Source organism: Paenibacillus sp. 32O-W (assembly GCF_007679495.1).
Lineage (GTDB): Bacteria > Bacillota > Bacilli > Paenibacillales > NBRC-103111 > Paenibacillus_L > Paenibacillus_L residui.
Map to the genome: position 1 here is coordinate 33,724 of NZ_VEGP01000032.1, position 22,532 is coordinate 56,255.

At 44.1% G+C, this 22,532-nt stretch carries 22 protein-coding genes, 3 pseudogenes and 1 other annotated feature; of the genes and pseudogenes, 21 read left to right on the plus strand and 4 right to left on the minus strand.

Going from position 1 to position 22,532, the window contains the following annotated elements; translation table 11 throughout:
- Positions 1 to 147 precede the first annotated feature (147 nt).
- Positions 148 to 789, plus strand: a complete 642-nt coding sequence (gene vat(I), locus FS806_RS14040; RefSeq protein WP_379289694.1) for a streptogramin A O-acetyltransferase Vat(I) — start codon at positions 148 to 150, stop codon at positions 787 to 789.
- A 25-nt stretch (positions 790 to 814) separates the two neighbouring features.
- Here the strand turns inward: vat(I) and FS806_RS14045 are convergent, their stop codons facing one another.
- Positions 815 to 1,429 carry a DUF2306 domain-containing protein gene (locus FS806_RS14045; RefSeq protein ID WP_144937562.1) on the minus strand — a complete coding sequence of 205 codons (615 nt, stop codon included), beginning with the start codon at positions 1,427 to 1,429 and terminating at the stop codon, positions 815 to 817.
- Between the two features lie 39 nt (positions 1,430 to 1,468).
- A complete protein-coding gene (locus FS806_RS14050; protein WP_186328361.1) occupies positions 1,469 to 2,473 on the minus strand; it encodes a DJ-1/PfpI family protein in 1,005 nt (334 codons plus the stop codon).
- A 261-nt stretch (positions 2,474 to 2,734) separates the two neighbouring features.
- On the opposite strand from FS806_RS14050, the gene FS806_RS14055 reads away from it, so the two are divergent.
- From FS806_RS14055 to FS806_RS14070, 4 genes and pseudogenes are all read left to right on the plus strand, one after another.
- Positions 2,735 to 3,421, plus strand: coding sequence for a response regulator transcription factor (locus FS806_RS14055; protein ID WP_144937565.1), 687 nt, complete (start codon positions 2,735 to 2,737; stop codon positions 3,419 to 3,421).
- Position 3,422: 1 nt separating this feature from the next.
- The gene (locus tag FS806_RS14060) at positions 3,423 to 4,757 is read left to right on the plus strand and encodes a sensor histidine kinase (protein WP_144937568.1); all 1,335 of its coding nucleotides are present in this window, start codon (positions 3,423 to 3,425) and stop codon (positions 4,755 to 4,757) included.
- Positions 4,758 to 5,229: 472 nt separating this feature from the next.
- Entirely contained in the window at positions 5,230 to 6,162 is a 933-nt protein-coding gene (locus FS806_RS14065) for a macrolide 2'-phosphotransferase (protein ID WP_144937571.1), read from the plus strand.
- A 530-nt stretch (positions 6,163 to 6,692) separates the two neighbouring features.
- Positions 6,693 to 7,225 (plus strand): annotated as a pseudogene (locus FS806_RS14070) (P-loop NTPase family protein).
- Positions 7,226 to 7,393: 168 nt separating this feature from the next.
- Positions 7,394 to 7,634, plus strand: a binding site (T-box leader).
- A gap of 129 nt (positions 7,635 to 7,763) precedes the next feature.
- On the opposite strand, the pseudogene FS806_RS14075 reads toward FS806_RS14070, so the two are convergent.
- A pseudogene (locus tag FS806_RS14075) lies at positions 7,764 to 8,063 on the minus strand (MFS transporter); the annotation flags it as partial.
- 759 nt (positions 8,064 to 8,822) lie between these two features.
- Here FS806_RS14075 and FS806_RS14080 point away from each other — a divergent pair.
- Genes FS806_RS14080 through FS806_RS14100 form a run of 5 tightly spaced genes read left to right on the plus strand, consistent with a single transcriptional unit; the run spans position 8,823 to position 12,834 of the window.
- On the plus strand, positions 8,823 to 9,713 hold the full coding sequence (locus tag FS806_RS14080) for an ABC transporter ATP-binding protein (RefSeq protein WP_313960586.1): 891 nt from the start codon (positions 8,823 to 8,825) through the stop codon (positions 9,711 to 9,713).
- Between the two features lie 38 nt (positions 9,714 to 9,751).
- Positions 9,752 to 10,444, plus strand: a complete 693-nt coding sequence (locus tag FS806_RS14085; RefSeq protein ID WP_260982087.1) for a multidrug ABC transporter permease — start codon at positions 9,752 to 9,754, stop codon at positions 10,442 to 10,444.
- Positions 10,441 to 11,127: an ABC transporter permease gene (locus FS806_RS14090; protein WP_144937580.1), complete on the plus strand. Its 687-nt coding sequence runs from the start codon at positions 10,441 to 10,443 to the stop codon at positions 11,125 to 11,127. Before FS806_RS14085 ends, FS806_RS14090 begins: the two co-directional genes overlap by 4 nt.
- Before the next feature lie 17 nt (positions 11,128 to 11,144).
- A complete protein-coding gene (locus FS806_RS14095; RefSeq protein WP_144937583.1) occupies positions 11,145 to 12,227 on the plus strand; it encodes a sensor histidine kinase in 1,083 nt (360 codons plus the stop codon).
- Positions 12,228 to 12,231: 4 nt separating this feature from the next.
- A complete protein-coding gene (locus tag FS806_RS14100; RefSeq protein ID WP_144937586.1) occupies positions 12,232 to 12,834 on the plus strand; it encodes a response regulator in 603 nt (200 codons plus the stop codon).
- 135 nt (positions 12,835 to 12,969) lie between these two features.
- Here FS806_RS14100 and FS806_RS14110 read toward each other — a convergent pair whose 3' ends face one another.
- Complete coding sequence (locus FS806_RS14110) at positions 12,970 to 13,575, minus strand: TetR/AcrR family transcriptional regulator (protein WP_144937589.1); 606 nt, start codon at positions 13,573 to 13,575, stop codon at positions 12,970 to 12,972.
- Positions 13,576 to 13,791: 216 nt separating this feature from the next.
- On the opposite strand from FS806_RS14110, the gene FS806_RS14115 reads away from it, so the two are divergent.
- From FS806_RS14115 to FS806_RS14165, 11 genes and pseudogenes are all read left to right on the plus strand, one after another.
- Positions 13,792 to 14,226: a TcaA second domain-containing protein gene (locus FS806_RS14115; protein WP_144937592.1), complete on the plus strand. Its 435-nt coding sequence runs from the start codon at positions 13,792 to 13,794 to the stop codon at positions 14,224 to 14,226.
- Positions 14,227 to 14,261: 35 nt separating this feature from the next.
- Positions 14,262 to 15,113, plus strand: a complete 852-nt coding sequence (locus FS806_RS14120) for a TcaA 3rd/4th domain-containing protein (RefSeq protein ID WP_222126667.1) — start codon at positions 14,262 to 14,264, stop codon at positions 15,111 to 15,113.
- A 242-nt stretch (positions 15,114 to 15,355) separates the two neighbouring features.
- Positions 15,356 to 15,514 carry a hypothetical protein gene (locus FS806_RS14125; RefSeq protein WP_222126668.1) on the plus strand — a complete coding sequence of 53 codons (159 nt, stop codon included), beginning with the start codon at positions 15,356 to 15,358 and terminating at the stop codon, positions 15,512 to 15,514.
- Between the two features lie 405 nt (positions 15,515 to 15,919).
- Positions 15,920 to 17,437, plus strand: coding sequence for a malate:quinone oxidoreductase (locus FS806_RS14130; protein ID WP_260982088.1), 1,518 nt, complete (start codon positions 15,920 to 15,922; stop codon positions 17,435 to 17,437).
- 781 nt (positions 17,438 to 18,218) lie between these two features.
- Positions 18,219 to 18,464 (plus strand): annotated as a pseudogene (locus FS806_RS14135) (dihydrofolate reductase family protein); the annotation flags it as partial.
- 49 nt (positions 18,465 to 18,513) lie between these two features.
- Positions 18,514 to 19,041 (plus strand): phosphotransferase, encoded by a 528-nt coding sequence (locus FS806_RS14140; protein ID WP_144937600.1) that lies wholly within the window; start codon positions 18,514 to 18,516, stop codon positions 19,039 to 19,041.
- A gap of 47 nt (positions 19,042 to 19,088) precedes the next feature.
- Entirely contained in the window at positions 19,089 to 19,427 is a 339-nt protein-coding gene (locus FS806_RS14145) for a hypothetical protein (RefSeq protein WP_260982089.1), read from the plus strand.
- A 154-nt stretch (positions 19,428 to 19,581) separates the two neighbouring features.
- Positions 19,582 to 19,989: a GNAT family N-acetyltransferase gene (locus FS806_RS14150; RefSeq protein ID WP_144937603.1), complete on the plus strand. Its 408-nt coding sequence runs from the start codon at positions 19,582 to 19,584 to the stop codon at positions 19,987 to 19,989.
- A 183-nt stretch (positions 19,990 to 20,172) separates the two neighbouring features.
- Positions 20,173 to 20,610, plus strand: a complete 438-nt coding sequence (locus FS806_RS14155; protein ID WP_144937606.1) for a GNAT family N-acetyltransferase — start codon at positions 20,173 to 20,175, stop codon at positions 20,608 to 20,610.
- A 143-nt stretch (positions 20,611 to 20,753) separates the two neighbouring features.
- The gene (locus FS806_RS14160) at positions 20,754 to 21,563 is read left to right on the plus strand and encodes a class I SAM-dependent methyltransferase (protein ID WP_144937609.1); all 810 of its coding nucleotides are present in this window, start codon (positions 20,754 to 20,756) and stop codon (positions 21,561 to 21,563) included.
- Between the two features lie 16 nt (positions 21,564 to 21,579).
- Positions 21,580 to 22,095, plus strand: a complete 516-nt coding sequence (locus FS806_RS14165; protein WP_144937612.1) for a GrpB family protein — start codon at positions 21,580 to 21,582, stop codon at positions 22,093 to 22,095.
- Positions 22,096 to 22,532 lie beyond the last annotated feature (437 nt).

Here is a 22,532-nt window from a genome sequence, read left to right on the forward strand (position 1 = left end):
TACCCTCGGAGCCCGCGAAATTCCTCGATTGGCAACTCGCTATTAAAGCAAGATCACGGATTCAGGTTCACTGAAAGAGTGTGAGAGGGATCAAATCGTGCGAGGAATTCGACGGATCAAGGAATAAAAATAATCGTGAAGGAGATCATGCTTATGATAGGGCCAAATCCCAATGAAAAGTATCCGATACCGGGAAATCGCAACTTACAGTTTATTAAGAACACAATCACAAAGCCTAACATTATTGTAGGGGACTATTCCTATTACGATGCATTAGATGGAGAGCTGTTCGAAGATCAAGTATTGTACCATTATGAGGTCATCGGGACAAAATTGATCATCGGGAAGTTCTGTTCGATCGCTCCTGAAGTCAGATTTCTTATGGATGGCGGCAACCACAGGATGGATGGATCTACCTTTCCGTTTAATATTTTCGGACATGGGTGGGAGAAACACACCCCTTCTCTAAATCAATTGTCGATAAAAGGAGATACGGTTGTCGGTAATGACGTCTGGATCGGCAGACGCGCCACGATTATGCCGGGGGTGCGAATCGGTGACGGGTCTATCGTCAGTGCAGAAGCGGTGGTCGTGAAGGATGTTGAACCCTATACCGTTGTCGGTGGAAATCCGGCCAGGGAAATAAAACAACGTTTCTCGCAAGAAGTCATTCAAGAATTTTTGGAGATTAAATGGTGGGACTTCGATATCGAGCTCATCAATCAGTATATTGGCGCGATCGTAAGCGGAGATATAGAAACGCTAAAAAAAATTAAACAACGTCCTTAACAATGGCAAAGCAGAGAGTCGGTTGTTATAAGAATGTTTTTTGTCTTATTATGAGTTCGGCTATAAGCAGATTTAGAACCCAGCTTAACCAGACCGCTATCGTATAAGCAGTCCCATAGGAGAAATTCATTGCGTTATGAGCAATGGCTACAATGATATAAATCGTCATATTCGCAAAGCAGAGAAAGAAGCTTCGAGTGATCCACCGACTATGCAAGATGACTTGTCGTCTCTTGATATACCAATAACCAAGAATAGTAGTTCCAAGCCATAATGTATTTAAAATTAGAAACCCTATTGTACTGGGCCATCCCCCTGTGGCAAAGAACGAAACATAGACTCCGGGAATGAAATTTAAAAGGATGGACAAGACGTACAATCGGCCATTCCAGCGATGGAACCGGATAGATTTAACCCGTATTCTTCTAATCACTCCTAATGGTCCCGTAAGAAGAGAAAGAATAGCCAGCAATATATGAATACGAATCATGAATATCCATAGGGATGGATCTGCGAGAATCAGATCTTTATTAGAAATAAATTTTTCGAAAACAGGATCAATCATAAAGTTTTTTGAAAATGTATGAAGTACCCACATGATCGGGATGATTAGAATGGTTATTCCAATGGTTTTTTTCATTAGGCTTATTCCTCCGTTGAATGTTAGAGAAGCTTCATCTTAAGAAATACGATGTCCAATTAATTTGGATGAGGGAAGGACTCCGGCTTTGGCTTCACCGTGCATCTTATTTCCATCTATAGACACGGTAAATTTTAAAGTAAGACGCATGGGCTTGGTAACTTTCATGGACCACGTTAATTGATTCCCTACTAACACAGGTTTGTCCATAGGGACAATTTCTTCTCCTTGCTTTGCCGTTCCAGCTATTTGTCCATCTTCAGAAGTTATATCTAATTCAACGGAAAGCTTTCCAATAGGAGTGGAGATGGTAGTATCCCATTTCCCTTGAACATTAACATTCTTATCGGTTTGGACAGAGGAAGGCTCCCTTATCGCTTCAAGGGGAGTTTCTTGTTGACTTTCTTTCGGCTCATTACCTTCAGCTTTCCAAACCGTCCCCCTCCGTTCATATTCAAATAATTGTTCCACAGCGAGTGCTATACGTGGGCCTAATTCTCGTTCAACCAGGTAAAGGGCAACATCGAGCCCCGAAGTAACGCCGCCTCCCGTGACGAGATCGCCATCATCTACAATACGGGCGTTGACTGGAATAGCGTTAGCAGCACTCAAAACGCCCATTCCCATATGATGCGTAACGGCATGTCGGCCCTCTAATAAACCGTTCATTGCTAAAATGAGAGAGCCGCCACAAACTGTGGAAAGTAAGAGATCGGATCTCTTGATGGCTTCTTGTAGAAGATTACTTAGTTCAGTCTCAGAGGCTTTTTTTAATTTGACCGGGATGGAATCGGGTCCATTATCATTAACAGGGCCGGAGGCTCCCGGAACAAGGATGATCCCTTTGCGGGATAAATCAAGTTTACTGCTTGCTCGAAGCTGTAACTGATTGACTCCGCTTGTTACCATTCGCGCCCCTTCAGCGGACACAAGGTCAACGGTTATTTCCTCGTTGGAGTACATGGCAGCGGCAGTAAATACTTCATAGGGTGCAAGAGCATCCAATAAATCAAATCCATCAAACAAAACAATTTGCACATTCATGATCTGTTCTCTCCTTTCATGCAGGCGAAACATTGCATTGCATTCGATTCGCAGCGGATATCCGACGATCGATTCATAATGAAACAATAACCTTTAATTGTCTCAAACGATGGTCCGAAACTATCACAAAACCATCACAATCCATTCATAAAACTTTAACGTTGCTAATTCCCCTATTGAAAAAATGATAAACTAAAAATGAACTTGGATGGATGGATAGTAAACGGGGAGTGTCATCGGAGGGAAAGGTGGGGGAAGTTCATGAAGGAATTACAGACGGTTCTAGTCGTCGATGATGACCAAAGCATTGCCGAACTATTGAGGGACTTCCTGGAGAATGACGGTTTTCGTGTGGAAACTTCTTATGATGCCGCTCAGGCATTGGCTGTACTTAAGCAGAGGACCATTCATTGCATCGTACTGGACATTATGATGCCTGGACAAAACGGTTTCGAGTTATGTAGGGAGATTCGCACGGAAAGCAACATACCTATTCTTTTCCTGAGTGCTCGCAGCGATGATGTAGACAAGATTCGCGGTCTGGCCATTGGAGGAGATGACTATATAGTTAAAACCGCTTCGCCGGGAGAGATTGTGGCCAGAGTGAAGGCTGTATTACGACGCTCCAGTTCTCCGATGGAATCCAATAGGAGGGTCTTGGACTATGGACGCCTTACTTTGGATTTATCTACGAGAGAAGTTTTCGTGGACGGGCAGAGCATCGCGCTTACACCGAAAGAATATGAATTGCTGCGATTGTTTGCCGAACATCCGCAATATGTTTTTTCATACGACCAATTACTAGACAAATTTTGGGATGGAGTGGGTGACAAGCATACCGTTCGAGTTCACATTAGTAGACTTCGTGAGAAAATGGAACCCGACCCGGTCCACCCACAATATATAGTCAACGTATGGGGTATAGGCTACCGCTTCAGAGGAGAATGAAATGAAGACAATTCGCATTCGTACGTTTACCATTCTCAGCTTGTTCTTGATCCTCCTGCTGCCATGGTTATTTTACGTAACCGCACACTTGATTGAAACAAAGACGCTCAGCTTCGACATGAATGATTCTCAAAAAAGAGACTTGGCCGAGACGATCCGTCTCATAGAAACGAATGTGGAAAACTGGGCCGACCCTGTTTGGCAGGACCAATTGAGAGGACAGTTGCAGGAAAGCGGCATGGGTGTGGCTATTTTATCCGAATCCAATCAGGAAATTGTTCAATTCACCCCGGAACGGAAACGTTCATTACTTCGAACGGAACAATTTTCGATCCTTCAGGACGGACGCGTACTCGGAAGGGTAATCATTTACCAGCCGAATTCAAGGGGGGTTCAGATGATCGCGGCATTCGCCGGATTGCTGCTGGCCTTTATTATTGTCGGTTATGCGATGCGAAGGTTCATTCTCAAGCCTCTTGAGCAAATGAGCCTGGGGGTTCGGCAAATCGCGGATGGAGATTTGGATGTCCGCCTGCCTTTGTTCCGGGTCACCGAAATTACTGAAGTCCGTGACGGATTTATACAGATGGTAGAGAGTCTCCAAGAATCCATTCAGAAACAAGTGGCATTGGAAGAAGAACGCCGATTTGTCATTACTGCGGTTGCCCATGATTTACGGACGCCCTTATTCGCTTTACGAGGTTATTTGGATGGTCTGGAGCAAGGCATTGCTCACTCCCCGGATAAAATCGCAAAGTATGTGGCGGTTTGTAAGGAAAAGTCGGCCCAATTGGACCGCCTGGTGGAGGAGCTTTTTACTTTCACTAAGACAGAATATTTGGAGGCGGAGCTCCAAGAGAGCACGGTTGATCTTCCCCTTGTATTACAGAAGTCTATAGACAGCCTGAATCCTCTGGCAAGGCAGAAGCACATTTCTATAATCGTGGAGCATTTTGGACAGGACTGCGTAGTCATGGGCGATTCGCACTTATTGGAGCGAGCCATGAACAACTTGTTGGATAATGCGGTCAGGCATACCCCTTGCCATGGCAAGATTTTTATCCAATGCTTAAGGGATGGCAGCCAAGTGACCTTTGCAATTCAGGATACAGGGGAGGGTTTCTCACCGGAGGAGCTTCAACGAGTTTTTGAACCCCTATATCGTGGCGAAGCATCGAGGAATCGTTCAACGGGAGGCGTCGGTTTAGGCTTGACCATTTCCCGGAAAATCATCAGGCGACACGGAGGCGACCTGGTCGTAGGCAACCATTCAGACGGCGGTGCACTCCTGCGAGGCTGGATACCGTTGGCTAATCTAATGGATAGAGTTTTCTAGGAGCTTGTCGCGGCGCGACAGCTCCTTAAGTAGATGTGTCGCAACAACTATTTCAAACAAGTATGGATTTCTTTGATGGTGGTAGCCGCTCTTAATGAACAGTGGGCCGCGATCAAATCAGCTGGTGTGGTGTTATAAAAATGTTGGATAGCTTGAGCTGAATATGATAATATGGTGTTATATTACGAATGGAGGGTTACGTGTGGTAGATTAATCCTGGTTTGAGAAATCATTGCGAATAATTGTAATGGTTATTTCTCCTCTGTCTTGTGCAGAGTAGCCGGGATGGTTTGCCTGCTTCGCGTGAGTCCGCCTTTTCGTAATGGTCACTCTGTTTAAGAGTGGTTATTTTTGCGTATTATAAAGGGATTTGCTTTAACGGACGCATAGGCACTCAATATTTCGCTTACCTCTGCACAGACATCACAATGTCTGTGTTTTTTTTTCTTCCGAAAAGGAGAGTGTTCTCTTAATGACAAGACAACAACCTAACGATGGTCGAGATCTAAGGCATGAGCTCCTAACCATAGCGAAGCAAAATGGTCTACAATTGAACGCCGATTATTTCGAGATAAACGAATCCGGCATGGATTTCCTTGTCGCATTTGCAAAGGATGAGCATGGCCAGGAGTGGGTTCTTCGCAAACCAAGACGTAAGGACGTATGGGAGCGGGCGGGGAATGAGCAGAAGGTGCTGAAAGTGGTTGGCAAACATCTTCCCGTGGATGTGCCCAACTGGCGTATCTTTACTCCCGGGCTTATTGCTTATCCTCTGCTTAGCGGGCATCCCATTGCGACGGTTGATCCGGCGGGGGGCGGTTATGTATGGAAGTTCCCTCAGGATTCATTATCCGATGTATTTTTTAATTCTTTAGCAAACACCTTAGCGGCATTGCATAACATCGATCATAGCGAAGCGACAAGGGCAGGTGTTCGTTACAAAACACCGACGGAAACACGAGAAGCTTTCGCCGCGAACATCGAGGAAGTACGGCAAAGCTTCAATATTCCCGCCAAGCTGTATGATCGATGGAAGGCATGGTTATCTACGGATACGTACTGGCCGGAGTATACAGTGCTTCATCATGGCGATCTGCATCCTCCTCATATTATCGTTGATGATAATCAACAAGTAACGGGCTTAATTGATTGGACGGAAGCCGAAATTGCAGACCCGGGCAAAGATTTTGTAATCCTTTATGCGCTTTTTGGTCATGAGGGGCTGCGGGATTTGCTTAGGCGTTATGAGAAAGCAGGGGGCAATACTTGGCCGCGTATGTCTGAGCATGTCGCCGAACAATGGGCCGCTTACCCGGCCCTAGTAGCCAAGTTCGCACTTACTACAGGGAAAGAAGCCGATATGGAAATGGCGAGAGGGATGATAGCCAATTGGAACGTGGATTAAATAAGGGTAGGACCGCATGTGAGAAGACTCAAGAATTAAGCAAAAAACCTTTGGGCTAACGGATAATAAGAGGCTGTCGATTAATGGTGTACAACCAAAGATTATACGAAAACCTACACGGTTTGGTTTTAACGGAACCTAGAGACCTTATTTGCTCCAGAAGGGCCTTTCGGTCATTTTAACGGAACAAGATGACCTTATTCCCAAGAAATGCTCGCGAAAGTAGGAGAATTCTAAGCAATAGGCGCAACTGTTTCCGTTAGTCTAAAAAAACGGCCTATTTTGACGAAATAGGGTCTCCCAGGTCCGTTACATTTTCGCTGTTGGACTTATTACTAGTACAACGTCCTGTTGGACACCTTTCCCACAATGGGTCGAGCCTCAATAAGTACACAATTACGAGGCTGCTGCGAGAAAAGTTGCGGCCTCGTTTTGTTAACGGACAAGTAACCTCTAATCAAGTACGGTGCAAAATTAACTGGTTTGCAATCCCGCTTTGGCCGATTCAAACTCGAACGGGGGGTATTGATATGAGTAATCGAATACATATCTTGGGGGCTTCGGGTTCAGGAACATCGACTCTTGGAAGCGAACTATCTTTACTTCTACCTTATGCTATTTTGGATAGCGATGATTATTTTTGGGCTGAAAAATTTTCCAAGCAGAGGGAGCAAAAAGATAGAATCCAGTTATTGAAAGAAGACCTTTCGAAGTATAATCAATGGATTCTTTCCGGGGCAGTGTGTGGTTGGGGGGATGATATCTGGTTATTTTTCTTTTTATCCCTAAAGAAATAAGGCTTCAAAGATTAAAAGAAAGGGAATTTCAAAGATATGGCGATGCCATATTACCAGGGGGAAGTAAGTTCGAGCAATCAAGGACTTTTATAGAGTGGGCTTCGCTATATGATGAAGCTGGCTTGGAGGTTAGAAGCAAAGCTTTGCACGAGCAGTGGATGTCTGATTTATCTTGTCCGATATTGAGGATTGAGGGAGATTATTCGGTTAAAGAAAGAATCGATATTGTGTTGGATTATCTTAAATCAAATGATGGGCTCAACTAACGGAAGTTCAGTCATCCATATATAGGAGCCATCCCATAAAGGTTGATAGGTTGAACTGCTGAGGGTTGCGTGTGTGACGAATGCTTCACTGCGTAATGGATAACATAGTTGACATAGTTCCAGTTATGTGATTAAATGGAAAAAAATTAATACCAGATAAAGCAATGATGGATAACGGTTAAACACCGTAGTAAGAAAGTGGAACGAGTGCCTTCAGAGAGCCGGTGGCGGGTGGGAACCGGTGCAGTCTTCTTTCTGAAATACAATCCGGAGTTGGAAAAGTGAAAATGATTCAATCCCGGTAACTTTTCCCGGCATAATCATAATGCCGTTATGATTAAATGAGTGAAAGAAGTTAAGAAGCTTCTTTAATTAGGGTGGTACCGCGAGACAACCTCTCGTCCCTTTTCGGGATGAAGGGTTGTTTTTTTATTTTCAAAAAAGATTAGGGGGAACTCGAATGGACATTCTGAAACAGCTTTCCGGGGGCAAAAACGAGAGGTTGAAAGGCAATTGAGGTCCGCAGAGGTGCAGCTGAGAGCTCTGTGATGGAGTCGGCTGTACCGCACAGTGCAGAGCCGATAATGAACATCAAAATGCCGAAAATGAAGAAACGTTTGCGACCGTACATATCGGACAATTTGCCGAAGATCGGCATCCCCGCCATTTCTGCGATCATATAGGCAGATATAACCCACACGAATTGATGCATCCCGCCAAGATCTCCTACGATGGTTCCCATCGATGTAGCCAATATCGTATTGTCCATCGATGCCATAAGAATCGAAAGCAAAAGCCCCGCTATGATCCATCCAGTTTTATTTGTTCTTAATACCACATCTAACACCCAGGCATATATGACAGCATTATGTCAGTCATAAAGAAAAAAATTACAATTAATATAGGCTCAATCTCAAAATCAGTACTTGATTTTCTACCTGCGGAATAACTAACTGGTCATCTGCCCGGCTCCCGTCCGGTTTCAATCTCGCTAACGAATCTGGGTAACGTTATTGATTTAAAAATGATGCCGTTTCAAATATAACGAAACTCACAATCGTTATTTGGGCGAAATCCTGCTCCATAGCCTTCTTTTTTGGTCAATAGCGATATGGAGTTTCGTAAGAAAATGGAAAAGAGCCGTTTTGCCCGAATAACGTTTCCAGGTTTCGTAACAAAATGCATTTTGTTTATCCCATACTCCGCCGCACACGTTGGAGTGAAATGTTACCCCGCCACATCCTGCTTCATAAAGAGCAGGGCATGATCGGATGGCCCAGCATCAAAACCAATATGTTCAACCCAATCCTTTGCCCGTTATATAGTTATTTTGGAGCCACGGATTTCTTTCAAGCACTGATTATGGTTTTGAGCCTTAATATATTTAGGTGTTCTGAAATTGAGATAACGGCAGTCATGATTAAAAGGTGATTTCACGCGAATGATGTGAAGGAACAGACTGATATAATGACAAATGTAACTATTGATGAAAAATGGAATTGGCGATAATTGAGGCAAGAAATAAGAAGGGTGTGTGAAATAGATGACGGTTGCTTCGTTGCAAGGGGTTGTCGTAAGGTATGGAACCCATGTTGCGTTGGACTATATTGATCTGGATATCCAGGAAGGGGAAATTGTTGGCTTGCTAGGTCCCAACGGTGCGGGTAAAACTACACTAATTCAAACTTTGTCCGGCTTAAAGACTGCTGAACGGGGGACGGTGGCGCTCTTCGGACAGTCAAAGCATCCATTCTCGAATCAAAATAAGGAGAAACTTGGGTTAGTTACGCAGGAAATAACGGTGTTTGACGAACTGACAGCGAAGGAGAATTTGCAGTTTTTTGCCGGGATCTACGGTCTAAAAGGAGAAGAGAAGAAAAAACGAGTGGAAGAAGCACTGGAATTTGTCGGCTTAGGAGATAAGGGGAATAAGACACCATATAAATTTTCCGGGGGCATGAAGCGCAGGTTGAATATTGCCTGTGCGTTAACACATCGGCCCCAATTCCTCATTATGGATGAACCGACGGTTGGAATTGATCCGCAGTCAAGAAATCATATTCTGGAAGCGGTAAGGAAATTAAGAAAGGATGGCACGACTATCTTATATACAACCCACTATGTGGAGGAAGTACAGGCCATTGCTTCCAGAGTGGTTATCATGGATCAAGGCCAAATCATTAAAGAAGGTACTGTAGACGAGCTGGTTCAAACTGTGCAGCATGAAGAAAAGGTAACGATCGAAGTCACGGAGCCCGATCGTGTCTCGATGACTAGAATAGAAAATATTGCCGGAGTGAGAAAGGTTGAAGTATCAGGAAGAAAAGTAACGGTAATATCTGCGGTTGGTTCTGGCAATTTAGATAGAATAGTATCGGTTGTGAAAGAGCAGGCGGGACTGATTGGGATCCACGCGGAGAAGCCCAATCTTGAAGATGTCTTCTTAACGCTTACAGGAAAGCAACTAAGAGATGAGGGGAAAGAATGATGAGAGTTCTTTCAACGGTCAGATTTACTGCTCTTAGAATGGTAAGAAACTATATCGTATTATTACTGCTGCTTGTGGTTCCTATTATTCTCATTACTCTTTTCTCCTTTATCCTTTCAGGAATGGTAACAGAATCGGGAGTGCCCTATATTAATGAAAATGCCATGACGTTGGTGCTTTGTTTTCAACTTTTTGGCGGTTCGATTGTCATGTATCTGGTCCACAATGATCTATTCGCGGCAAATAGGACGAGGATGTATACGTTGCCATTTAATCAATCAATGTATGCTTTTTCGATTATGATGTGCGGAGTTGTTTTCTCTGTATTCCTTGGCATTATACTGATGCTGTATACACAATTTGTCTTGGGAGTGGAATGGGGAAATTGGCCGTGGATTATCTATAACATTTGCTTGCTGGCTGTTTTATCGATCATTGTTTCCTTAATTTTTGCCTTCACCGTTAAAAATAATAAATTGGCCGAACGATTAGTTGATGCGTACGGTGTTGGACTGATCCTATTGGCCGGATTATTTTTCCCTATGCCTGACAATGCTTTCTTTGACTTCATGGGTTCTTACGGGAATCCGCTGGTCATAGCTCTCATGTCGATCGGTGAGATGAATGAATCTAATCCGAGTGAAGCATGGTTCTTAGCTAACATTTTATTAGCAGTGATATGCGTTTTGTTTATTGTGATGCTTGTTGTTGGGAGGAGGAAATTGGCGTGACGATTTTTCGCTTCGCCATCAAAAGAAGCTTCGGTAATAAGACGAATGTTGTCTTCCTTTTGCTCCTTCCCATTGTCTGTATTTTTTTCCCTGAAGGAGAAGATTGGCCGCATCTTCCATATGGATACCAGTATTTTGGCATTGTCATTCTGTTTGCTGGTATTCGTCTGACATCGATTCTGCTGGAAGATCGCGCGAAAGGAGTCGTCAAGCGCTTGGCTGTCGCTCCCATTAGTTATGCACAATATTTGGGTCAAAATCTTCTGGGGTTTTCCGTCCTATTAGTCATGCAATGTGTGATCATCGTTATGGGCGGTGTCCTTGTTGGCCATGAATTGTACCAGCCGTTATGGCTGCTGGTATTATATACTTCCTTCAGTTTTACCGCTATAGCGATCGCATTGGCATGGATTTCGTTTTGCCGCAGCAAGGACACAGCATTTCTTGTATATATGTCGCTCATTTTTTTGTTGGTCATACTGGGAGGATTGATGATTCCGTTAGATATCTTTCCTGCACTGTTAAAAAAGATTGCGCTATTATTTCCAACTTTTTGGCTCGCGGAAGGGCTGAATTGGGTTGTATTCGGAGTAAACCTCCTCGATTTTCTTCTGATTAATGCTGTATTATGGCTGTATACCCTAATCTTCTTGATTATTGGAAGCATACGGAAAATTCATTGACGTTGCTGAGGTGAAGGATGAAGACGATATTGGAGCCCATGCTGTTTGTGAAGGGATGGCGCTTTCTTCAAGCAGGCGTGCTCTTTCATTTATGGATATTAGAGGGATCTAGGGTAAGTTCTTTTATCATGATTCTCCTTTTACTCGTAATGATCAGTCTGAGATGGCGCTATCGCATGCCAGTGTGGTCCGTAGGCTTGGATGTGATGATATGTTTTTTGTACTTTCCGATTACAGATATTAGCTATTATGGATTGGTGCTGCCGATTTTTGAGTTGGCCTTTAGAGGGAAATGGTATTTTTCGTCCCTGCTTTTTGCTAGCTTATTCTTTACTCCGTCTGCTTCGAGTTTTTTATTTTGGTACTATTTCCAGGGGTTCTTTTTCGGCACTTTCTCATGGATCGCATTGAAAAATCAGCAAAAATATATACTGGAAGCGGATGAGCAACGTCAGGCTCGGTACGAGCTAGAACGAATTAAGCTTGATTTATTAGAGGCAAACAAGAAAGCTTCTCATCACGCAGAATTATTGGAAAGGTATCGTATATCCAGAGAACTTCATGATCATCTGGGTCATGATTTAACCGGCGCTTCTCTTGCCTTACGAGCTTACGAGTATGTGAAGAACCCCGAAGAGGCGAATCAACTGCTGCAAGAAGTGAGAAACCGGTTAGAACGAAGCACGATCCATTTAAGGGAAACCGTTCATAATATGACCCCAACGATGTTAATCGGTGTTGATAGCTTTGAGAACATTGTGGATCAATTCCAACAGCTTAATATCGAATTTCATAAATCCGGTGATATGCTGCGAGTTCCTGCGCACATCTGGGGATGGTTAGAAGCATGCTTAAAGGAGGCTTTAACGAATGTGGCCAGACATAGCAATGCCACGAAAGTCGAAATTGATTTACAGGCAACGGATTCGATTGTGCGCTTGTTGATTGGAGATAATGGCACAGTTCAAACCAACAATTCGACAGGCAGCGGGCTAAGGGGATTGCAAATGCGAGCCCGCTCATTGGGGGGAAGCTTATCCGTTAGTCGAGACAACGGATTCTTGCTGGTTGGTGTCATCCCGTTAGACAAGGAGGGTTAGCAGGATGAGGCTTCTGATCGTAGATGATGATCCGCTGGTGTGCCGGAGTTTGCAGTTGCTGCTTGTCAAGGAAGAAGACTTTGAAGTGGTGAACACCGCAGGAAATGGACAAGCGGCGATAGAAATATGTCAACTGGAACTGCCGGATGTGATACTGATGGACATCCAAATGCCGGTGATGGATGGAATTGAATGCTTGAAGAGGATCAAGCAACAGTGGCCTTCTATCCAGATCATGATGTTGACCACGTTTCGGGATGAGCATAATATTCGAATGGCCTTGAAAGCAGGGGCGGAAGGATACTTGCTGAAATCGACATCGATTGAAAACATGGCACAGCAAATAAGAGCGTTAAAAGCCGGATCGACGATACTAGATGCCGATGTTCTAAAAGCCATCGTAGAACCGGACGGAATAAAACTTGCAGGGTTAACGGATCGTGAAAGGGACATTGTTGAATTAGTTGCTCAAGGCCTGTCGAATAAAGAAATAGCTGATCAGCTTTTTCTGAGTGCCGGTACTGTTCGAAATATGCTGTCTATCATATTAGATAAATTAGAACTTCGCGATCGGACGCAATTGGCCATTTATTATTGGCAACGATGATGTGATGCTGTATGGCTGGTTGGTTTGATCAGAATTTCCTGTCCTGATATGGGAGTCCCGCGCCGTCTTCGCAGTAGGTTTTTAGACTAAATAGGAACATTGCCCAATTATAGTTGCAGAACCGATAGAAATTTGTTACTTCCTTCCAGTTTTGGGATTCTCGATTTGAAGCAGCTCAAGGACGACGGTCATCATCTCCTCCAACGGAATCCGTTCATCGACAAAATGCTGCAGATTGTATCCGTTAAAAATCGCCATGCAAGCTGTAGACAAGGTTCTAGCATCCAAAGGGCTCTTCGCAATGCCTTCATCCTTCATGACCTGGATAAAACGAGCGAGAAATTGCCTCCACTCCTCCATTTGCGTGATGAGCCGGTCCTTAACCATGGGAAGGTCGTTGGAGTTCATGCATCCTTGGATCAAGAGCAGCGAGGCCCCTTGCTCGTACGCCTCGTTCACCAAGCGAAGCGAATAATTCAGGAAATTTTCAAGCAAATTCCGCTCCTTGTGTTCCAGGGCGGATTTAAGATCGTCAAAGTAAAAATCGATACCGTCTTTTATGATTTTAAGCAGAAACTCCTCTTTGCTGTTGAAATGAGCATAGAATCCCCCTTTGGAGTACCCGGCATGCTTTACAATTTGATCTATGCTTGTATTGGAGTAGCCTTTTCGAGAAAACAACTCCACGCCGGACTTCATTAGCTTTTGGATTGTTTGCTGCGATTGCTCCAGATTTCCCATCCAAAAATCCCCTTTTTATAATTCTGATGTCCTATTGATTATAACATATCTGCTTTAATATAATGTTCTAGTATATACCGACTAGTTGGTATCTATATTGCAAATTGCGAACAAGCAGATCGAAACGTGTTCCGGTCTCTTGCTTTGCCAAATTGGAGGGAATTTATGAGCCAGGCGCCCAATCATGGGATGAGACCACAAGCGGAGAGAAGGATATTGAAAAATAAACCCGTCATGATCATTGCCTTCCTTCTTGTGATCGGTTTGATTTTGCTGCTTTTATTCTCATCGAGCTCGGGCGGGGATAAGCAGGCATCCGAGGTGATCCGGAAGTTTGAGAATGCCATTGCCGCAGAAGATACCGAGGCGTTGAAGAAGCTGCTCTCCGTCGATGACGAGGCTATGGAAATGACGGATGAACGCTTGCGCCAATTGATTCAATACGCCAAGGAAGAGCGCGATTATTACGAAGCTACGCTTCAAATCATGATGGGTCAGCAAGCGCTGCTGGAAGAAGCGGAGTATGTCAATACCGGTTTGCTGGATAAGATGTCGCCTGACCAACTATTGAATTCCGGAGAGCTGTATTTAAAGAAAAAGAAGGGGTTTTGGTCCGATTCTTACACCATCGGTGTCCGCCCTCAGTATTAAACATCACGCTGGAAAACGATAACGGCACGATCACGGTGGACGGCAAAGAAACCCACGAAGTAAGCAAGGGCAATCATTCGGTCAAGCTTGGGCCGCTCTTTCCGGGGGAGTACCAGGTTGATTTCAAAACCAAGTTCGATTACGTCGGCAAAGAGATTACCGAAAGCGAACCGGTCAGTCTGCTCGGAATGGAATCGGAAACCGATTACTCGAAAATGGTGACCGGAGATCAGGTGAGGATTAACAGCCGATTGGGAGAGGTGCAGGCCTATGTCAATGACCAGCTGACTCCTTTTATCCAGCGAAGCTACATGGATGATTCCTCCGGCGATTATTTCTATCCCGCATTCAGCGACGGATCGCAGAAGATTTACGGCGTTGCCAAGTTCCCTTGGGGAGAATCCAAGAGCGAACCCGTCGTGATTGATGATTTGTCCGACAATTATGATATTACGCCGCCTTTGCAGGAGCAGACGCGGAAGGAAGTGCTTGATTTTGTAACGTTGTTCTTGGAGACACGTGCAGAAGCTTACGGTTCGAAAGACATTAGCGAACTGGAGAAGTTATATCCCAACTTCGAAGGCGATTTGTTGCAGATGGTCGAGGCGGATATGGAGGATATGTACTACCCCTGGGGGTCGGACAATACCTTGCAGTCGGTAAAGCTTCAGGAATTCCGTTTCACGGGTTCGGAAGATCCGGCCGATCATGTAGCAGCTTTTTATGATCGCGAGAAGAAGCACTTTTTTGTCCAGGTTACAGGGATTCACGCATTTTATGCTTTGACGATATCGGACGGAGACGTTGATGACATAGACAATGATGAATTGTTGAATTTAAACCTTGTCTACACCGATGGAAAGTGGACGGTATCCAAGATATTCTAGTCATAAGGAGCTGAAAAATAAGCGTCACCGATTTAACAGCGACCGCTACTTTCCAAGAAACGATCAACTGATTTTAGCTTGATATTAGCTGCCTAACAATAGAGGCAGCTTTTTTCATTCTATAATCAATAATCCAGTAGACCTAATTTTTTTAATATGTTAGGATTGCAACAAATATAGAATGAGGAATTGGCAAATATGGAAAATAACGTGAAGAAATGCCGATGATATTTGACATCCATGTGGCGGAAAAGAAGCTGAAGGTTAGCTTTGGCCCGCCGGATATGAATCCATGGCACGAGATGGATATGGATGCACCAGTCGGACTGCAAGAGATTATTTGTAAATATGATGATATAACTATTGAAAATCCGGAACAGTTTTGGCGAGGGATGGAGTGAATAAAGGAGGGGAAAGCCAATGGGGGAATGGGTCACACACTTCCATTTTTCCGAACGAGCACGATTAAATTTATCCTAGGCTGGGGAACAGTCAGCGATCAGAGGCCGCCTCTTGAGCAAGTTTTAGGGGCGGTCTTTTTATTTTCTCACACGTACATATTCTAAAAAGCTAGAAAATTGGCTCAGATCCCCATTTTATTAACTGCAAAAGGATATCATCACTGAAATTACCAGCTTTTAAATAGAGAATAACTATCATATAATAGTAAGTATGTTAATCTATCAATAATAGTGTTACACTATAATCAAGATTTTCATTGATCCGGAGAAGGTGTGAACTCAGTTCGTACCCTGTCTTGCTATGGGCTGGGCGGAGGAGGTTCCATCTTTTCTTCAAATACTAGCGTGTTAGGGACGGTAAAAATGAGTGACAGACAAAACGAAACAGACGTTATCTTGATTGGCGCCGGAATCATGAGTGCAACTTTGGGGACAATATTGAAAGAATTGGTTCCCGATTGGAAAATCACTGTGTTGGAAAAGCTGGCAAGCGCGGGAGAGGAAAGCTCTAACGAATTGAATAATGCGGGAACGGGGCATGCTGCTCTGTGCGAGCTTAACTACACAACGGAAAAACCGGACGGATCCATAGATATTAGCAAAGCGATTAAGGTTAACGAGCAGTTTCAGGTTTCCATGCAGTTCTGGTCATATCTTGTCAACAGCAATCTGATTCGCAACCCGCAGGACTTTATCATGCCGCTGCCTCATATGAGTTTAGTTCAAGGGGAACAGAATGTAGCGTTTCTGAAAAAACGTTTCGAGGCGATGTCGAGCAACCCTCTGTTCCAAGGGATGGAATTCTCCGATGACCCGAACAAGTTGATGGAATGGATTCCGCTCATCATGCAGGACCGGACATTGAACGAACCTATAGCGGCAACAAGAATCGAATCCGGTACGGACGTCAACTTTGGCGCTTTAACGCGTATGCTGTTCGACCATTTGAAACGTAAAGACGTTGACATTAAATTCAAACATAAGGTTGGCGGCATTAAACGTACCAGCGACGGCTTGTGGGAATTGAAAGTACGGAATCTCGACAGCGGCAGCGTGGAACGCCATACGGCCAAATTCGTCTTTATCGGCGGCGGGGGAGGAAGCCTGCCCCTACTGCAAAAGTCCGGTATTCCCGAGGGAAAACATATTGGAGGTTTCCCGGTCAGCGGACTATTTATGGTGTGCACTAATCCGGAAGTTGTCGCCCAGCACCATGCCAAGGTGTACGGCAAGGCCAAGGTTGGAGCGCCTCCAATGTCGGTTCCGCATCTGGACACAAGATTTATCGATAACAAGAAATCGCTGCTCTTTGGACCGTTTGCCGGTTTCTCACCCAAGTTCTTAAAAACCGGCTCCATGTTTGATTTGTTAGGTTCTGTCAAACCGAATAATGTAATAACGATGTTGGCGGCGGGCGCCAAAAACATGGCCTTGACCAAATACCTGATTCAGCAGGTTATGTTATCGAAAGAGCAGCGCATGGAAGAGCTGCGGGAGTTTATCCCGAATGCCAAGAGTGAAGATTGGGATCTGTTGGTGGCCGGCCAACGTGTGCAGGTGATCAAAGATACGGCTGCCGGCAAAGGAACGCTTCAGTTTGGTACGGAGGTGGTTAGTGCCTCTGACGGTTCGATAGCTGCATTGCTCGGCGCCTCTCCGGGTGCTTCTACCGCCGTTTCCGTCATGCTTGAGGTCATCGAAAAATGCTTCCCGCAGCATCTGAAAGAGTGGGAGCCGAAAATCAAGCAAATGATTCCTTCTTATGGCGTGTCATTATTGAAAAATCCGGGGCTGATCGATGAAATTCACACTTATACAGCACAGGCGCTCGGATTAAAGAAGGAACTTCAGCCCGCCCACTAGGAAATAAACAAATATAAATGCGTTAAGAGGCCTTCGTCCCGACTTCTGGGGATGGAGGCCTTTTTGGCTTTGTCGGCAGGCTTTGCGCTTTTCATTTTCGCTGCCAGGTCCTTTATCGTGGGGAACCGTATCATAAGTGACGGCGAAAAATAGTGAGTCTATGGTGCGTGCTTATGTTTCAATAACATTGATATATAGAAAGCCTCTTTTTCAACAATTAGCTCTGTACTGACTACACTGTAATTGATTCCTCTCATTGTTATTCCATTTACCAATTTAGTAAGATGAAGAAAGTCTCCAATTTCTGAAACGTAAATATCCGTCGTTGAGTCGTCGGGGAATATGCACATTACTCTCATGGGATTCATTCCTTTCTGACATGGAGTTACCCCGCACAAATGCGAGGATTAGTTGAATAGATATATATTTATTGCAAGTTCCTCCTGGCTTAATCCACGTAATTTTCGAAAGTGCCGAATGCCCCGCCACCCATCTCAAAAATCACTCATAGCATCCACCTAATCAAACCATAGACCAGCCAGTTGATTGCTCCAAGAGACTATAGGGATTATTTTCAATAAATATATTCTAAAGGGATTATTTCGATATAATAAGACTGTCCCCTTTTCAGCTCGATGGTTGAGTTTTTTAAATGTGCAACCCGTGAGCAAGGAAAGAAACGAATCTACGCTCGCGGAAATAGTGGATAGGCTCCGAAGTAGAAGTGTAAGCGAGCAAAAAAGGATATTGAATGTCATAGACGCTATGCTGGATGATGTGAGAAGTAAACAGAATAAAGAATAAGCCTGGTAAAGACATGTGGCTGTATGGCGGAGCGAGTCTTATTACAACTTTTATCCGTTTAGGGCTGGTTGATGAATTTAGATTATCTGTTCATCCTGTTGTTTTGGGAGAAGGAAAACCGTTATTTATTGATTTAAACCAGAGGTTGAATTTAAAATTGGTTGATACAAGAACTTTCTCCTCTGGCGTTGTGCGGCTAATCTATCATTTGAATGGCAATTAGCAAGATAGAAAGGGATGATTGCAATAGCCATCCAGTCAGGTGTTTCCTTATGAACATCGTCCTAGAGCTTATGGAAGAATTACGAGGTTTAAATATAACTCGTTTTGAAGAGCTGAGTAAGGGCTTTTCGACCGCGCAAAAATATGTACTCTATTCAAAGGATGACGCATCGCAGTATCTCTTGAAAATATACGGTATGGATAAAGCAGAGAGATGCAAAATAAAATTTGATTTGTTAAAACGGCATTTCGATAATGCCGTTTCCTGTCAAAGGCCGATCCAATTCGGGATCCATGACGAACTCCAAGTATGCTACATAGTATTGTCGTATGTTCAAGGCGAGAGCGGGGACAAGTCCATACCCAGCAAGAGTGTGGAAGAGCAATATACTCTAGGAGTGTTAGCGGGGAAGGAATTGAAGACAATTCATCGGGTAACCCCGGCGAAGCCTTACGATTGGTATCATAAGCGAACCCAGAAGTATCGGGATAAAGTTGATGAATGTAAGAGACGTGGGCTAACCTTTATAGGCAGGATTTTATTGAACAGTACATTCAAGAGAACATTCATTGGTTAAAAGACAGCCCGGTTACGTTTCAACATGATGATTTTCACCCTCAGAATATGATTGTTAAATCGGATGGAACGATTGCGATTATAGATTTCGACTCCTATGATTGGGGCGACCCATTCGAAGAATTTTTCAAGTTGCCCAAATATACAATTTATTTAAGCGTGTCCTTTGCGAAAGGCCAAGTGGATGGATATTTCGATCATAAAATACCCGAAACCTTTTGGCGGAAATATAATTTGTTCGTCGCCTTAAACCAGCATGCGAGCCAGCTTGGCGGCGTAATCTCAAATAATCTGGCTTATGTTCAAGAAAGAACCCGATCCATTATAGAAACACATGATTTCCATAATAATGGCGCTCCGGACTGGTACACTCGTTGTCCCGTTTGAAGCATTCCCCTGACCTATGGAGGAGCTATTTTGAAAACGGTTTTGAGATGAAACGGGTGGGCTACGCAAGAAATTTTACATAATACTTGAAGGGGAATGAAAATATGGCATTGGTGCGATTGCTGCATTAGACGATGTTGATGAACTTGTTCAGATGCGTTGGGACTTCTCGGAAGAGGAGGCCAGTAGTTCGGTCGGTTTTGAGGAGTTTCACCGGATTTGCAGTGAATTTTTGGTTAAAGCATTGGAAAGCGGAGATTGGTACATTTGGATCGCGGAAGTTGAGAATAAGATAGTTTCACATATGTATCTGCAATTAATCCATAAAGTGCCGAGACCGGGCAAATCCCCAGACCCTTATTTCGGTTACGTTACCAATGTCTATACCCGTCCTGCTTTTAGAAGTCAAGGGATCGGAACCGAGATTCATACCGCCATGGAAAAATGGTCTAAAGAAAATAAAGTCGAATTTCTTATTGTATGGCCAAGCAGCAACAGTACTCAGTTTTATTCAAGAAATGGCTTTTCTCTATGCGAAGAAGCTATGGAAAAGCACTGGTAATGGATGCGGTCATAAAAGGATCTACCTCGCAAATAAAGCTCTCTCGAATTGGATTATATATGCTGCCGCCCAATACGGGTGAAGCTGCCTAGGCAGTAGAGTGTAATAAGAGTGTATTGTAAAATTGGGATTAGGTGGATGAGAAGAGTACAGATGAGCTGAGAACAGAAAGGATGAGTTGAAATGAATATTAAAATTGAGAGAGCTTCCGCAGCGGATTCCGAGAAAATCCTGTTTTTGCAAAAGATTGCTTATAAAAGCGAAGCAGAAATATACAACGATTTTAGTATCGAACCTCTTGTTCAGATTCTCGGGCAGTTACAACAACAGTTTGAAGATCACATTATACTTAAAGCTGCGAGCGATGGCGCAATCATTGGTTCTGTAAGGGCAAATGAGCAAGACGGAACATGCCGCATCGGTAAGCTTATGGTGAATCCGAACTACCAAAATAAAGGAATAGGCAAAATGTTGATGCATGCCATAGAAGCTCTTTTCCCGAAATCTCGCTATGAATTGTTTACGGGAAGTAAAAGCGAAAAGAATATTGCCTTATATAAAAAGCAAGATTATAGAGTCTTTAAAGAACGTGTGATTACCCCCGATTTTAGTCTGGTCTAGCTTGAAAAGAATAGCGGTTGAGACTTGCGGTTCCATCCTGCTGGGCTTTCACCGAATTTAACTTTAAGCAATTTAGCAGTGCAAAATGAAAGTGCTTACACGACCTGTTCAGGGATGGATCATTTGGAAAAGGAGTTGTTGGCGTGTCGAAACTATTTTTTGACCCGATGAAGCACCCCGAATGGATTCAGCCACAGACTGTAGAGTGGTACGCAAATTTAGCGATAGAAACTGGGGGATACCAATACCCATGGAAGTCGGAATTCGATGAGCCGGGAGCCGAGATTATTTTTGCAGACAAAATTGCGACCTATATCAATGAAGATACACGAATGCTGGACGTTGGCTGCGGCCATGGTGAATTCACGTCGACGTTTGCCCATAAAGCAAAAGAGGTCGTAGGCATTGATGTCATTGAGGGCTATATTGCATCGGCCAACAAAAAGAAGACCGGAGAATCCGTTAAATTTTTTGTTGTGGATGCGGACAAACAGCTGCCTTTTCCCGACAGTTTCTTTGATGTTGTCTATACGAAAAAAGGGCCATGGCTATTTCACGAGGGAAGCCAGGAGGGCCGTAGGGTTATCAAGTCTGGGGGCATAGTGCTGGCATTGTATCATTGTGGGACAGATGGGGGACTTAGAAACCTCTTCCCCGGACTGTACACTCCTTTCCCGGAAAATTACCTGAATGAAGTTAAAGTGAAATTCGAACACCAGCTTTCCGAAAGCAGCCTAGAGGAAGCCGAATTAGTGATCTTTGAAGAGGTGGAATACCTTTCGAGGCCCGAGGATGTACTGCACAAAAAGTGTTTTGGTCAGAGTGAAGCATTGAAGAAAATGGTCTGGCGGGAATGCCTAAACGATGTGGAGGAAATATTCCGCCAGAATGCTACGTCAAGAGGTTTAAAAGTCGTCAACTATCATGCTTTGATGGTTGAGAGAGCGAAATAACGGAGGTATTTCTTTCATGGGTTCAAATTCAAGTGTAGTCGTCGTACCCTATGACCCCGATTGGGTTCAGTTATTTGAAAAGTTGCGGGAGTTTGTTCTCCCGGTTGTGAGCGACCTCATCGTCACGATAGAACATGCCGGGAGTACATCTGTTCCGGGATTAGCAGCGAAACCGATTGTCGATATGGATGTGATCGTGCCTTCTCAAGCGGATGTGCATATAGCCATTCAAAGGCTTTCAACTCTTGGCTACATTCATGAAGGCGATTTGGGGATCGCCGGGCGGGAGGCTTTCATCCCTCCTGATCACTTGCCCCGGCATCATTTGTATGTATGCACTCAAGAAAACGACGAATATAAACGTCATATCCTCTTTCGCGATTATTTGAGGTCCCATCCTGACGATTCCGAAAAGTACGGTGAGCTAAAGCTGGAGCTTGCCCAACGATTCCATAATGACCGTAAGGCATATACAAATGCCAAGAGCGAATTTGTGGAACAGATTTTGCAAAGGGCCGGATGGAATAGCTAAAGCCTTCAAGGCAGCCATTAAGTCGACGGCCTTGTATACATGGTATGAAAGCCGGATAATATCGTAGCCGTTGGCGTGGTCCATCTGCCATTGAATTGGATTTAACAACTTGCGTCAAAAGTCTCCTTCCTCAGCGAAGCAGGTGGGAGATGAATGACGCCTTTCTCGAACATATTCGCTGGAGATATGTTGGAAAAAGCATGTGTTTGTTCTAGTCACTTTGATGCCCGAAAAGGAACGAATGTGTGATATAATGGGGATGTGGAACAAGTGTTCCGATAAGAAGGGGGTGTTTCCATGATTCGTGCTCAAATTGTACGTTTCCATGCCTCGAAACGAGATATCGAGCGACTGTATGCTTGTAATCGCGAATCTGCCCGGGTTTGGAATATGTGCTTGCAGCTCGCTAAGAACTACCATTCGGAGCATCGGAAATG

Bases quoted from the DNA above. Each gene is read 5' to 3' on its own strand.
- FS806_RS14155 (WP_144937606.1), top strand. From the start codon at position 20,173: ATGAATATTAAAATTGAGAGAGCTTCCGCAGCGGATTCCGAGAAAATC.
- FS806_RS14110 (WP_144937589.1), bottom strand. From the start codon at position 13,575: ATGGGAAATCTGGAGCAATCGCAGCAAACAATCCAAAAGCTAATGAAG.
- FS806_RS14095 (WP_144937583.1), top strand. From the start codon at position 11,145: ATGAAGACGATATTGGAGCCCATGCTGTTTGTGAAGGGATGGCGCTTT.
- FS806_RS14065 (WP_144937571.1), top strand. From the start codon at position 5,230: ATGACAAGACAACAACCTAACGATGGTCGAGATCTAAGGCATGAGCTC.
- FS806_RS14100 (WP_144937586.1), top strand. From the start codon at position 12,232: ATGAGGCTTCTGATCGTAGATGATGATCCGCTGGTGTGCCGGAGTTTG.
- FS806_RS14145 (WP_260982089.1), top strand. From the start codon at position 19,089: ATGATTGTTAAATCGGATGGAACGATTGCGATTATAGATTTCGACTCC.
- FS806_RS14150 (WP_144937603.1), top strand. From the start codon at position 19,582: ATGCGTTGGGACTTCTCGGAAGAGGAGGCCAGTAGTTCGGTCGGTTTT.
- FS806_RS14165 (WP_144937612.1), top strand. From the start codon at position 21,580: ATGGGTTCAAATTCAAGTGTAGTCGTCGTACCCTATGACCCCGATTGG.
- FS806_RS14045 (WP_144937562.1), bottom strand. From the start codon at position 1,429: ATGAAAAAAACCATTGGAATAACCATTCTAATCATCCCGATCATGTGG.
- FS806_RS14140 (WP_144937600.1), top strand. From the start codon at position 18,514: ATGAACATCGTCCTAGAGCTTATGGAAGAATTACGAGGTTTAAATATA.
- FS806_RS14085 (WP_260982087.1), top strand. From the start codon at position 9,752: ATGGTAAGAAACTATATCGTATTATTACTGCTGCTTGTGGTTCCTATT.
- FS806_RS14060 (WP_144937568.1), top strand. From the start codon at position 3,423: ATGAAGACAATTCGCATTCGTACGTTTACCATTCTCAGCTTGTTCTTG.
- FS806_RS14055 (WP_144937565.1), top strand. From the start codon at position 2,735: ATGAAGGAATTACAGACGGTTCTAGTCGTCGATGATGACCAAAGCATT.
- FS806_RS14050 (WP_186328361.1), bottom strand. From the start codon at position 2,473: ATGAATGTGCAAATTGTTTTGTTTGATGGATTTGATTTATTGGATGCT.